Annotated in this window: 10 protein-coding genes; 7 read left to right on the top strand and 3 right to left on the bottom strand. The window is 36.7% G+C overall.

The window, feature by feature from the left end; translation table 11 throughout:
- Positions 1 to 625 precede the first annotated feature (625 nt).
- The gene (locus LDK52_RS13065) at positions 626 to 1,357 is read right to left on the bottom strand and encodes a thermonuclease family protein (RefSeq protein ID WP_277586396.1); all 732 of its coding nucleotides are present in this window, start codon (positions 1,355 to 1,357) and stop codon (positions 626 to 628) included.
- Between the two features lie 48 nt (positions 1,358 to 1,405).
- Here LDK52_RS13065 and LDK52_RS13060 point away from each other — a divergent pair, with 48 nt between their 5' ends.
- Positions 1,406 to 2,248, top strand: a complete 843-nt coding sequence (locus tag LDK52_RS13060; RefSeq protein WP_277586395.1) for a DNA-3-methyladenine glycosylase family protein — start codon at positions 1,406 to 1,408, stop codon at positions 2,246 to 2,248.
- 52 nt (positions 2,249 to 2,300) lie between these two features.
- Here the strand turns inward: LDK52_RS13060 and LDK52_RS13055 are convergent, their stop codons facing one another.
- Complete coding sequence (locus LDK52_RS13055; protein ID WP_277586394.1) at positions 2,301 to 2,447, bottom strand: hypothetical protein; 147 nt, start codon at positions 2,445 to 2,447, stop codon at positions 2,301 to 2,303.
- Between the two features lie 281 nt (positions 2,448 to 2,728).
- Between LDK52_RS13055 and LDK52_RS13050 the strand changes: the two genes are divergently transcribed.
- The gene (locus LDK52_RS13050; protein WP_277586393.1) at positions 2,729 to 4,117 is read left to right on the top strand and encodes an aldehyde dehydrogenase; all 1,389 of its coding nucleotides are present in this window, start codon (positions 2,729 to 2,731) and stop codon (positions 4,115 to 4,117) included.
- Positions 4,118 to 4,214: 97 nt separating this feature from the next.
- Positions 4,215 to 5,264 carry a M42 family metallopeptidase gene (locus tag LDK52_RS13045; protein ID WP_277586392.1) on the top strand — a complete coding sequence of 350 codons (1,050 nt, stop codon included), beginning with the start codon at positions 4,215 to 4,217 and terminating at the stop codon, positions 5,262 to 5,264.
- Positions 5,265 to 5,310: 46 nt separating this feature from the next.
- On the opposite strand, the gene LDK52_RS13040 is transcribed toward LDK52_RS13045, so the two are convergent.
- Positions 5,311 to 5,577 (bottom strand): hypothetical protein, encoded by a 267-nt coding sequence (locus tag LDK52_RS13040; protein ID WP_277586391.1) that lies wholly within the window; start codon positions 5,575 to 5,577, stop codon positions 5,311 to 5,313.
- Positions 5,578 to 6,480: 903 nt separating this feature from the next.
- Between LDK52_RS13040 and LDK52_RS13035 the strand changes: the two genes are divergently transcribed.
- The 4 genes from LDK52_RS13035 to LDK52_RS13020 all read left to right on the top strand — a co-directional run bounded on the left by LDK52_RS13035 (position 6,481) and on the right by LDK52_RS13020 (position 13,533).
- Complete coding sequence (locus LDK52_RS13035; RefSeq protein WP_277586390.1) at positions 6,481 to 8,055, top strand: peptide chain release factor 3; 1,575 nt, start codon at positions 6,481 to 6,483, stop codon at positions 8,053 to 8,055.
- A gap of 262 nt (positions 8,056 to 8,317) precedes the next feature.
- Positions 8,318 to 11,383 (top strand): efflux RND transporter permease subunit, encoded by a 3,066-nt coding sequence (locus LDK52_RS13030; RefSeq protein WP_277586389.1) that lies wholly within the window; start codon positions 8,318 to 8,320, stop codon positions 11,381 to 11,383.
- 65 nt (positions 11,384 to 11,448) lie between these two features.
- Complete coding sequence (locus tag LDK52_RS13025; protein WP_277586388.1) at positions 11,449 to 12,537, top strand: SDR family oxidoreductase; 1,089 nt, start codon at positions 11,449 to 11,451, stop codon at positions 12,535 to 12,537.
- A 222-nt stretch (positions 12,538 to 12,759) separates the two neighbouring features.
- Positions 12,760 to 13,533, top strand: a complete 774-nt coding sequence (locus LDK52_RS13020; RefSeq protein WP_277586387.1) for a TerC family protein — start codon at positions 12,760 to 12,762, stop codon at positions 13,531 to 13,533.
- The last annotated feature ends 27 nt before the right edge of the window (positions 13,534 to 13,560 follow it).

Below are 13,560 nucleotides of genomic sequence, written 5' to 3'. Positions count from 1 at the left end.
CTATACAGTTTGTTTTAAAAGATCAGAAAGTATTTAAAAATACAGCGTGAACACCAGTGTTACAGGACTTTTAAGAATGATTAATACTACTGATTTCCGTTACATGTGGACGCTTTCCTTTGTAATGCTTATAAGGAACGAAGGCTAAGGGCGCCAGGTCTCAAAAGGTTCCTTTTTTACTAGCGGAAATAATGAAAAATAGTAAGTGTCTACCCAATAAAGAAGCGGAATAGCGAATGAAATTGCATCTTCAGGCTCGCACGATGATGCGGGTCAGGCAGTCGTTGCGAAATGTTTTTTTTTTGCGACGAGCCTTGCGCAGGAGCACCACGATGTCGCGTACTTAGACTGTGATCATTTCTTCTCTATATAGAAATTTAGCTTTTCTCTAGTTAACAAAAAATGCACTAACTTGTTTCTAGAAGTTGTAGAAGGGCGACGGACAGTCAATAGCCATAAGACTACCGAGAAAAAAAGATGCTGGTCGTGACTTCAGTCACGACCAGCATCTTTAAAAAATCAAACGGTAATTATATATCAATAAGCCTGCCCAAAGCCCTTCGAAAACAGGAGAAACAGGATTAGATCCTAAAGGACCGGACGTTTTATTATTCGATTTTTCTAATTATTCACCAGATTTTTTAAATCCAGCTTTTATAGCTTCCTGCTCCGTACAGAACCATTCTTCAGGATTTGTTTGCTCATAATATTTCCCGCTAGATATATGGTAAATCTTTTTCCCTTGACGATTAATATTGCCCTTGATGTTACATTTCTCGGCTGTTTGTATTTCTTCCTCAGCACTATTACTAGGTAAAACCGAAGCATTAAACCCTCGATTTGTGACGTAATCATCTGTTTCCCATACACCAATATTTTTCTCTTCAGCTATTTCCGAAGCTTTCTCGAAGTCGTCTAAATACCGTGTGTTCGGAGGGAAAACATATGCTACACGTGCCAATCCTTCTTCTAGTAATATTTCTTGTACGTTTTCCCCATCCACATAAATATACGCAAGCATTCTACCATAATCGTCTAATCGATTTCCCACGTCAAACTCAATTGTGACATCTCCACTATTTAATAATTCCTTATTACGTTGTTTCGCATCTTCTCCAAATGGTTGTTTTCCTAATGTGTGATGGTTTGTTTCTGGTGTGTCTATTAGCAGGTATCGAACTTTTTCTGTGTTTCCATTATACTTAACCTTAATAGTATCTCCGTCAATTATATCAACAACTTCTACAGGGATTTGCTCAGTACTCCCACTCGTTTGAATAACGCCGTTAGTGGAATTTTCTTCACATCCATACAATAAGCATGAAAATACACCTATACATATCAAAAACTTTTTCATTTATATCACCCATTATAGTTTAGCATATAACCGAAAGGGGAGAAAATCATGACACAAACTGTAGAATTACCATTTAACTATTCTCTAGAGGATGTATTAAATAGACTAGCTCTAGATCCATTAAATTCCGTGGATCTCTCCAATCAAACAGTCAAAGTTCCATTAGATGAAACAATAATAACTGTTGAAAGTATAGGGACGTTTTATGAACCCAAATTTATACTTACCGGATTAGAAACAAAAGAACAGTATGAACGAGTTACGTCCATATTACATTTCAATAGAAGTCTAGAGCCCATCCAAAAGCACTTTTTAAATACCAATTTACAATCGTTGTTTTTGAAATATGAAGGCACTCCGATTATTACTGACTTTTCATTATATGGAAATATTATTAAAAGTATCATTCATCAGCAACTAAATCTTTCTTTTGCCAGAACACTAACAGAAAGATTTGTCCAAACATTTGGTAAAAGCAAAGAGGAGGTATGGTTATTTCCATCTCCTGAGATTATTGCCAGTTTGGATGTTGAAACGCTACGCCAAATGCAGTTTAGTACAAGGAAATCAGAATATATTATCGGGATTTCTAAAGCCATTGCAGAGGGTGATTTAAACCTCGACGCACTTGCAACTAAATCGGATGATGTCGTCCTTTCAGAACTGATCAAGTACAGAGGAATTGGCCCGTGGACTGCAGAAAGCTTTTTGTTATTTGGGTTAGGTAGAGAGAATTTATTTCCTTTGGCAGATATAGGCCTGCAAAATTCGCTTAAGAAGCTATGGGATTTAGACAGAAAGCCTATGAATAGTGAAATTACACCACATTTGTCCTTCTGGTCTCCCTTTAATAGTTACGCCGCCTTATATCTTTGGAAGAATATAGAATGAAAAATCAGCTTCTCCCTTAGGAAAGGAGAAGCTGAAATCTTATATTTATTCTTCAATTAGTTGTCTCTGTTTCACCTAGGTCCTCTTTAAAATATAAAAATGACTCTTCCTCTATTTCATTTATACGGTCTTTATTAAGTCCTAATTCAAAAGCTCCTGTAAAAATGGGCTCCCACCAAGTAGTTTCAGTAACTGTCATTTTTATTTCCTCCCATTATTCGTTTATTTTTATATCAATGCTATACCCTGCCTACTTTCCAGCTTAAACAAATTAGCTGAAAAATGAATCATTTAGCATAGGTGTTCTGAAGTCCTATAGACTTATATTTTCAGCCAATAGTTTGAAAATAACTTCTTCAATCTAGCATTCCACGAAAGTCAGTATTCATGTATTTCAAATGAAATGTTTGTTCTTTCTTCTATTGCAAATAAATAGTATGATTCCCTTAAGAACTATGGAAGAAAAAGGAGAGAATAGTAATGGAATTTACAGAGCAACAACTAAATCACATGCTAGACGAGCATCAAGCTTATTTTTATGCTGGAATAACTAGACCTGTAGCATTCCGAGTACAACAATTGGAAATACTTAAGATGACAATAAAGAAGTATGAGGTAGAAGTAATAGAAGCATTGTACAAAGATTTAAGAAAAAGTGAATTTGAAGCTTATGTTACAGAAATCGGCTTAGTTTATGACAATATTTCATATATGATTAAACATATCGAGAAGTGGATGGAACCGAAATATGTAAAAACTCCCGTCGCTTTAATGCCATCTAAAAGTTTTATCGTAAATGACCCTTATGGAACAGTTTTAATCATTGCACCATTCAATTACCCATTCCAGCTAATTATGGAGCCTTTAATAGGAGCGATTGTTGGAGGGAATTGCGCTATTATTAAACCTTCCGAAGCAACACCACATACATCTAATATAGTGAAAAAAATTATATCGGAAGCATACGATCCAAGTTACATTCGCGTTGTAGAAGGCGAAAAGGAAGAAACTTCTTTATTAATACATGCACCTTTTGATTTTATTTTCTTTACGGGAAGCGTCCAAGTAGGAAAGATAGTGATGAAAGCAGCCGCAGAAAGATTGACTCCAATTGCTTTAGAATTAGGTGGAAAAAGCCCTGCAATTGTTGATCATACCGCGAACTTAGCGGTTGCAGCTAAGCGCATTGTTTGGGGCAAATTTGTGAATGCCGGACAAACTTGTATAGCACCGGATTATGTATTAGTGGAGGAAAATGTAAAAGATAAGTTTATTGAACAGATGAAGAAAGCTATTGCTCAGTTTTATGGTAAGGATTCGCAACAGAGTCCAGACCTTGGAAGAATTGTGAATGGCAATCACTTTGATCGACTTATGGGGATTTTAGAAGCAGAAAAGGAACATATTATATTTGGAGGTAAAACGGATCGCGATGATTTATTTATAGAGCCAACGCTGTTAAATGGGGTTGACTTCAATAGTCCGTCAATGGCTGATGAACTATTTGGACCGATATTACCTATAATTGGTTACAAAGATCTGGGGAATATTATTCGTCAAATTCGAAAATCACCAAAACCTTTGGCTGCTTATATGTTTAGTGAGCACGAAAAAGCACAGGAATTCTTTCTTCAAGAATTACCATTTGGTGGGGGTTGTATAAATGACACAATCACTCATGCAGGCAGTACCTATCTACCATTTGGTGGCGTAGGGAACTCAGGAGTTCAATCTTATCATGGGGAAGCTAGTTTTACTTTATTTACCCATCAAAAATCCATCGTGAAGAAAAATACTTCCTTACCAATTAATATTGTTTTTCCACCCTACAAAAATAAAGTCAAATTAGTGAGAGGTTTACTAAAATAATTTAAGTAATTAAGAAGCACACGAAGTACCAAACTTTGTGCTAAAAAATATATAAAATTTTGATAAGATGGTAGTAAGGAATTGAAGGAGGATACATATGTCATATATATTTCACGCAAAAGATACGGTTTCATTATTAAAACAGTTGGTAGAAATCCCAAGTCCGTCTGGTTACACAAAAGAGATTATGGACTTTATGGAAGGTATCCTAAAACAACTGAAAGTAGATTATATTAGGACAAATAAAGGTGCTTTAATCGCCACAATAAAAGGTACGGATGAAACAAAGCATAGGCTTTTAACTGCTCATACGGATACATTAGGTGCGATGGTTAAGGAAGTTAAAGGAAGCGGTAGATTACAACTTACTATGGTAGGTGGTTTTAATTGGAATGCTGTGGAAGGAGAGTATTGCACTATTCATACTGCAGATGGCAAAAAAATTCGAGGTACTATTTTAATGCACCAAACTACCGTGCATGTATACAAAAATGCTAGTGGTTTACCTCGTGATGAAAAAAATATGGAAGTTCGTATAGATGAAAAAGTATTAACTGCGGAAGATACACGTAAATTAGGCGTAGAGGTGGGGGATTTTATTTCATTCGATCCTCGATTTGAAGCATCTGAAAATGGTTTTATTAAATCACGTCACCTGGACGATAAAGCGAGTACAGCTTTACTACTTCAATTAATAAAAAATATTCAAGATAAAAACGTGGTTTTACCACATACAACTCATTTTTATATTTCTAATAATGAGGAAATTGGATATGGGGGTAACTCCAACGTACCTGCAGAAACAGTAGAATATTTGGCTGTAGATATGGGAGCAATTGGAGACGGACAATCGTCGGATGAGTATACCGTGTCTATTTGTGCAAAGGATTCTTCTGGTCCATACCATTATGAACTAACTCGTCAATTAGTAGCGTTGGCTAAAGAAGAAAATATCGATTATAAGTTAGATATTTATCCTTACTACGGGTCAGATGCATCGGCGGCAATTCGTGCTGGGTATGATATCAAGCATGCTCTATTGGGGCCTGGAATTGAAGCTTCTCACGCATATGAACGTACACATATCGATTCATTAGAAAATACAGCTAAAATCTTATACAGTTACGTAAACACAAAAATTTCTTGAGAGTTGGGTAAAACCGATTCTATTAAATGAAGCTCTAGCGTATTTTTTAAAAAGATAAAACAGAAAGTCTATAAAAATGTAGCATGAAGACTAGGTTTATGAGACTTGAGTGGATGAATAATACTGTGATTTCCGTTTCAGGTGGAGTACAAAGGCTAAGAGCGCCACCTCTTGTGGCTACGCCTTTGTGACCAACATCCTGTTGGCCTCCGCGGGGTGAGACAGATGAGCCATCACCGTCGCTTACGCTTCGAAGTGATATCTCATCTGTCTCACTCATCCCGAAGGAGTCGCCACCCTTCACTACAATCAAACAGTGTGTAGTACTCCACTATAAGATATAGCATAGTTTATCGCTTAGATGAAAAGATTGGTCAAATTTTAGAGAGTGATCAAATTATTTTTAATCGCTTTTGAATTAGAAACACTATTATACAAAGAAGGATGAAGAAAGTAGTTTTTCTTTTATACTAGTGGAAATAAAGTGAAATAGTAAGTGATCACAAATAAAGAATCGAAATAGCGAACGAAATTGCATCTTCGGCCCTCACGATGCGGGTCAGGCAGTCGTTGCGAAATGTTTTTTTATTTTGCGACGAGCTTTGCGCAGGAGCACCATGATGTCGAGTACTTAGACTGTCATCTTTCATCCGCCGCTATGAATAGGATAATATCTTTTCTCTAGTTATCCAAAAACGCACTTACCTGTTTTAAGTAGTTTTAGAAGGGCGACGGACAGGCAAACACCATAAGATTATCGAAAAAAGTGATATTGGTTGTGACGGCTGTCACAACCAATATCACTAAAAATTCACTCGGTAATCATATAGCAAAATGCTTGTTCAAATCCTTCGAAAACGATAGGAACAGGTTTTGTACGTAAAGGACCGGGCGTCTTTTTGCCCGGTTTTTCTTATCAAGCTCAAGCGCATAGCCCACCTGAATCGTTTCAGAATGTCGGATAAAGGAAAATACTGCCTTTACAACCATTCTTCCAACGCTTTTCAGGACTAACATAGGTGCTTGCGCTTTTTTAATCCAGCTCCAGCGCCTAGCCCCTCGAGAAGTTTCAGAATGTCAGGTAAATGCAAATTAGCCTTTACTGCCACTCTTCCAACGCTTTTCGGTGATAAATAGGCGCTTACGCTTTTTTTACTTGTTTTTTCTTCCCTAAATCCATATGATTAGTAAGTGAATAAGAAGGAGACATAACAGAATGGATATAAAATTACAAGATGAAATATTGAAAAGAAGAACCTTTGCAATTATTTCCCACCCGGATGCTGGTAAAACAACTATTACGGAAAAGCTTTTATACTTTGGTGGAGCTATTCGTGATGCAGGTACAGTTAAGGGGAAAAAATCTGGGAAATTTGCAACATCTGACTGGATGGAAATCGAAAAGCAACGTGGAATTTCGGTAACATCATCCGTTATGCAATTTGACTATAATAATTGTCGTATAAATATATTGGATACACCTGGTCATCAGGATTTTAGTGAAGATACTTATCGTACGCTGATGGCAGTTGATAGTGCAGTTATGATTGTCGATGCTGCAAAAGGTATTGAAGCTCAAACGTTAAAACTGTTTAAAGTTTGTCGTATGAGAGGAATTCCAATTTTTACTTTTATAAACAAACTTGATCGTCAAGGGAAAGAACCACTTGCACTAATGGAAGAGCTAGAAGAAGTTCTTGGCATTCAATCTTATGCCATGAACTGGCCAATAGGAATGGGGAAAGAGTTCTTAGGAATATATGATCGATTTCATGGGCGTATTGAGCAATTCCGTACTGAAGAATCGGAAAGATTCCTTCCTATAGATGAAGACGGAGAGCTTGCAGTAGATCATTCGATGAAAGCTACTTCTTATTACACTGAAGCGATGGAAGATATTATGCTGCTAAATGAAGCAGGCAATGATTTTGATGAGAAAAAAGTACTGTCAGGGGACTTAACTCCCGTATTTTTTGGTAGTGCATTAACGAATTTCGGAGTGCAAACTTTTTTAGAAACGTACTTGCAGTTTGCACCTACTCCTCAGCCACGCATGACAGAAAAGGAAGAAGAAATAAATCCGTTAAACGAGGATTTCTCTGGTTTTATCTTTAAAATTCAAGCGAATATGAATCCTGCTCACCGTGATCGTATTGCATTTGTACGCATCGTTTCCGGTAGATTTGATAGAGGTATGACGGTTACTTTGGCTCGTACAGGAAAAACGTATAAAGTGACGCAGTCTACTCAATTTTTAGCTGATGATCGTGAAACTGTTGAAACTGCGGTTGCAGGAGATATTATCGGACTGTACGATGTGGGAAATTATCAAATAGGAGACACCGTAGTTGGAGGTAAGAAAGCTTTCACGTATGAAAAACTTCCTCAGTTTACACCTGAGCTATTTGTAAAAGTAACTGCTAAAAACGTACTGAAGTCGAAGCATTTCCATAAAGGAATTCAACAATTAGTACAAGAAGGGGCAATCCAGTACTATAAAACACTTCATACAGAGGAAATTATTTTGGGCGCAGTTGGGCAGCTTCAATTTGAAGTGTTCGAGCATCGCATGAATAACGAATATAATGTGGAGGTCCGAATGGAACCAATCGGTTCAAAAGTAGCACGTTGGATCGAGAACGAGGAAGAAGTGAAGGAATCCATGACTGGTCCACGTTCCATGCTTGTAAAAGATCGTTATGATAAATATGTATTCTTATTTGAAAATGAGTTTGCCACTCGTTGGTTCCAAGACAAATACGATCATATTAAGCTTTATAATTTACTATAATGGAGAAGGCCACCTTTCAAAAGGTGGCCTTTTATGTTGAATCGCAAGATGCACCTTTCAAATCGCAAGATGCACACCGAAAATCGTAAGGCTGACCCCTCAAATCGCAAGATCCACACCGAAAATCGCAAGGTCGACCTCTAAAATCGCAAGATCCACTCTTAAAATCCTGTATCATGCTTCACTTTTACATAATAAATTTGAACTCTGCTTCTGTAGAGCATATGATAGAAAGAGCAAATAAGAAGGTGGTCGCACGAAAATGAAGATTAGTGACTTTTCCATAAAAAGACCCGTATTTACAACTGTTATTATGTTCTTAATTATTATACTGGGTGGGGTTTCATTTTTTAAAATACCTGTTACCTTAATACCGGATTTAAATCCACCTATTGCAGTCGTTGTGACGAATTATCAAGGGGCAAGCCCCATTGAGGTAGATGAAAAAATTACGAAGCCCTTGGAATCATCCTTGAGTACTTTACCAGGCATTAAGTCTGTTAATAGTACATCGAGAGAAGGGGCTAATTTCATCTTATTAGAATTCGAATGGTCTACGGATATGGATGCAATTCAATTAGATGTCATGCAGCGTATTGATATTACACCTCTTCCAGATGGAGTAGATAAACCAAGATTCTTGAAGTTTGATCCCTCCCAATTTCCTGTCATCCAGCTATCTTTGAATACGACGGATTCTGAAACCGATATTCAGCTAATCGCGGACCAATTAGAGAAAGAACTTTTAAGAACAGAAGGAGTTGCAAGTGTTAATATTTCTGGTTCTTTGGTGGAAGAAGTGCGAATTTTACTGGATCAGGATAAATTAATAAGCAAAGGACTTACACAATCGGATATTGTACAAGTCATACAAGTAAATAATATTTCTCTCCCAGGTAGTCCCATTGAAACGGATGAGGATAAATCACTGACTACTAGAATTATTAGCACATTAACGTCTGTCGAAGACATAGCAAAATTGGTTGTGACAGTTAACCCGTTGGATGGAAAGGCTGTCACTATTGCAGATGTAGCGACTGTAGATTTAGCGAAGCAAGAACAATTTTCCGAAACTAGAGCCAATGATGAACCAGCTGTTTTACTATCTGTTTTCCAGGAATCGAGTGCTAATACTGCTAATGTGTCTACAGCTTTTCAAGAAGAATTAGACAAGCAATTAGAAAAAGAAGCGTTTAAAGATGTAAAAGCAAATATACTTTTTGATCAAGGGGACTATGTAAAACTTGCCATTAGTAATATAGGGACTACCTTAATAACGGGTGGATTATTGGCAATGCTTATTTTGTTTATATTCCTTAAAGGAATTAGAAGTCCGATTATTGTTGGTGTAGCAATCCCATATTCCGTTATTGTGACGTTTGTTCTAATGTATTTTGCAGGTTTTTCGTTAAACATTATGACGCTTGGGGCACTTGCACTTGGCATTGGGATGCTTGTGGATAACTCCATCGTGGTTATTGAGAATATTGAGCGGCATTTAGGATTAGGAAAGACACCTAAAGAAGCAGCTAGTATTGGAACTAAAGAGGTAGCTGGTGCTATTACTGCTTCTACTTTGACAACAATAGCTGTTTTTGTGCCTGTTCTGTTTCTATCGGGTTTAATTGGCCAGATATTTACCGAATTCGCGCTAACGATTTCTTTTAGTTTGTTTGCGTCATTGGTAGTAGCTTTAACAGTTATTCCAATGATGGCAGGTCAGTTATTGAAAAAGCCAAAAGGAAATATTGAAGCGAAAAGAAGAAGATCAAAGACGTATAATAATTTTGAGCGATCGATTAAGTGGACGTTGGGTCATCGTGCAATCATATTAACGATTACTGTTATCCTTCTAGTTATTTCAAGTATTGGATTGTTCCGCACTGGTACAGAATTTTTGCCAGCAACGGACGAAGGATTTGTCACTATTTCCGTAGATCTTGAAAATGGCTCCTCTTTTACAGCCACAGATAAAGTGGTCAATAAAGTGGAGGATATACTACAAAAAGAAACGGATATAGAAGTTTATGTGAGCTTCGTAGGAGGCAGTCAAGAAGGACAGTCTAGAGGAAGCTCAAGCTCTAATACAGCTGAAATTTCAGTGAAACTCAAAGCATTAGAGGATAGAGATCGCTCCGTTTTTACCTTTGTAGATGAAGTGCAACCAAAAGTAATAAAAGCTGTAGGAGATGATGCAGAAATTAATTTTAATGTGCAAACTGCTTCTGGTTCATCTCCAAATGTTGTGTCATTTACCGTAATTTCTAATAATAAAACTAAATTAGACACAGCAGTGACTACCTTACAACAAGATTTGGAAAGCTTAGATGGGGTTGTCAAAGTTACTAATGACTTAAGCACAAAGATGGAAGAGGTCCAGATTACTGTTAATCGAGAGAAGGCCATTGAGTATGGAATTGCTCCAGCCCAAATTGCGCAGACCGTAAATAACATGACAAGAGGGGTATTAACTTCTCAAATTATTGATGATAGTGAAAAAGTATTAGGTGTTTATGTAAAATATGATGAAATGTACCGTAGTAATATGGAACAATTAAAGCAATTGAAATTACGTACTCCATCTGGTCAGTATATTGCACTACAAGAGGTTGCAAATATAAATATAGAAAAAGGACCTGTCGCAATTCGAAGCGTGGACCAAGCTAGTGCTGTCGCATTTTCTGTAAAATACGAGTCAGAATATTCTTTAAGTGAAATGTCTGACTTAGTCGATGGGGTTATAGAGGAACAGAAATTTTCAGAGGACATTGCTGTATCTTTTGGTGGCGATCGAGAATTATTGGATAACTCCAAGAACGATATGATAATGGCGGTATTATTGGCAGTGGTGCTAGTGTTTATAGTGATGGCAGCCCAGTTTGAATCATATAAATATCCATTTGTCATTATGTTTACCGTTCCACTAATAATCATAGGTATTTTCATAGGACTCTTTACTACAAATTTACCAATTAGTATTTCTGCCATCATAGGAATTTTAATATTGGTTGGAATTGTGGTCAACAATGGTATTGTCTTAGTCGATTATATTAATCAACGAAAAGCAAGTGGTATGTCTTCGTACGAAGCAATTATTACATCTGTACGGGATCGTGTCCGTCCAATATTAATGACGGCTTTAACGACAATACTAGGATTAGTACCATTAGCATTAGGTATTGGGGAAGGCACTGAGATTAATCAGCCGATGGCAATAACCGTTATTGGCGGGTTAATAAGTTCCACTTTCCTCACATTATACGTAGTTCCAGTGATTTATAGTTTATTTGATAAAGAAACTAGAAGAAAACAACAAAATATTCTGTGATTTATTATAAAGAGTCTTCAATTGAAGGCTCTTTATTTGTATACTGTAAAAAAGGGGTGTATTTATTGTCATCAGCATTAATAACAGGTTTTCCAGGATTTTTGGCAAGAAATATTACGAAAGAGCTAAGGCAGCAGCATGCTTATTCAAAAATTTATGTACTTGTACTTCCTTCGCAAATCGGATTAGCAGAAAATATGATTGCGGAAATCTATCAAGATCAACTCCATGTTCAAACTATTGAAATAGTAGAAGGAGATATTACACTACCAGATGCGGGGATTCATCCGGATACGCTTGAAAAATTATGTAACGAAATTGAATATGTTTGGCATTTAGCAGCAATCTATGATTTAGCTGTGCCTAAGGAAATTGCATGGAAGGTGAATGTACATGGTACGGAGATGTTTAATAGACTAGTTACCCAGTTCAAGCAACTAAAAAGATATACATATTTTAGTACAGCGTATGTTGCAGGCTTGAGGGAAGGCAGATTGTTAGAGACGGAACTGATCCGGCCTGTTGGTTTTAAAAACCATTATGAGGAAACGAAATATGAGGCAGAATTACTTGTTGAAAATTTAAAGGAAACTTTACCTATTACAATTATTCGTCCAGGAATTGTTAGAGGGCATTCAGAAACTGGAGTAACGATAAAATTTGATGGTCCTTATTTCTTCGTAAATATGATTTCAAATCTAAGGAAACTTCCATTCCTTCCGTATTTAGGAAAATCGACTGCATGTATAAATGTTGTGCCAAGTGATTATATAACGAAAGCAGCAATCTATTGTTCTTTGAGTAACGAGGCAATCGGTAAAACGCTACATTTAACTGATCCAAACCCGTATCCAGTAGAAGAGGTATATAGAGCTTTTGTAAAAGAAGTTACAGGAAAGTTTCCAAAAGGAAGACTGCCGCTTCCAATCGCGAAAACAGCAGTTGCATTATATCCAATTCGGAAGTTTTTGCAGGTAGAAAAAGAAACTTTAGATTATTTAACTTGGAATGCCACATTTGATACGACAAATGCGGAGACCATTCTTGCTAAAGGAAGTATTACTTGCCCAGATTTTATACAAACGATACCGGCAATGATTAACTTTTATAATAAACATAAACATGACTCGTCTTTTCATATTCCGATAAAGTAGTAATTAGTTTACAAGCGCATAAATTATGTTATAATTAACTACATAATTAAATAAACTTTTGACTAACGTCAAGGGGGAGTAGCTATAGGGAAACCTATTTCATAGTCGTCATTACGTGGTTTATGCCACCGGTTATGATAGCAATTATAATATTTTTGCTTAGCAAGACCTTTGCCTTTTTTAAGGCAGGGGTCTTTTTATATGCAAAAAAGGAGGATATTGATGGATACGGCGATAATTTTAGAGTACGGTTGGGTGCTATTAGTTCTAGTTGGTTTAGAGGGATTACTAGCAGCCGATAATGCAGTTGTAATGGCAGTAATGGTAAAACATTTACCGAAAGCACAACAGAAAAAAGCTTTATTTTATGGTTTACTAGGTGCGTTTGTATTTAGATTTTTAGCGTTATTTATGATTACTTTCTTAGTGAATATTTGGCAGGTTCAAGCATTAGGAGCAGCTTACTTGTTATTCATTTCGATTAAACATATTTACGATTCACGGAAACCACAGGAAACACATATTGATATGGAAGATGGAAAGGAACCTAAAAAAGGCTCTGGCTTCTGGTTCACTGTTTTAAAAGTAGAACTTGCAGATATTGCATTTGCTATTGACTCGATGTTAGCAGCTGTTGCAATAGCAGTAACATTACCATATTGGGGAACTTATGAAATTGGAGGTATTAATGGTGGACAGTTCGCAGTAATGTTCATAGGCGGAGTTATTGGTCTAGTAATTATGCGATTTGCTGCACATAAATTCGTTCAATTACTGGAAAAGATGCCTACATTAGAAACAGCTGCATTTTTAATCGTAGGATGGGTTGGGGTTAAACTTGCGGTAATGACATTAGCACACCCAAATATTGCAATTTTAGATGAGCATTTCCCACACTCTACACCTTGGAAGGTAACTTTCTGGGTAGTATTACTAGGAATCGCAATTGGTGGTTACCTATTAGGTGTTGCACAACAGAAAAAAGAAGCGAAATAATAAAAGGAAAAGCGTAAAAGATAGATT

It is taken from the genome of Psychrobacillus antarcticus, assembly GCF_029533155.1.
Lineage (GTDB): Bacteria > Bacillota > Bacilli > Bacillales_A > Planococcaceae > Psychrobacillus > Psychrobacillus antarcticus.
The sequence above is the reverse complement of the archived record's forward strand: the minus strand, read 5'-3'. Positions and strand labels throughout refer to the sequence as shown.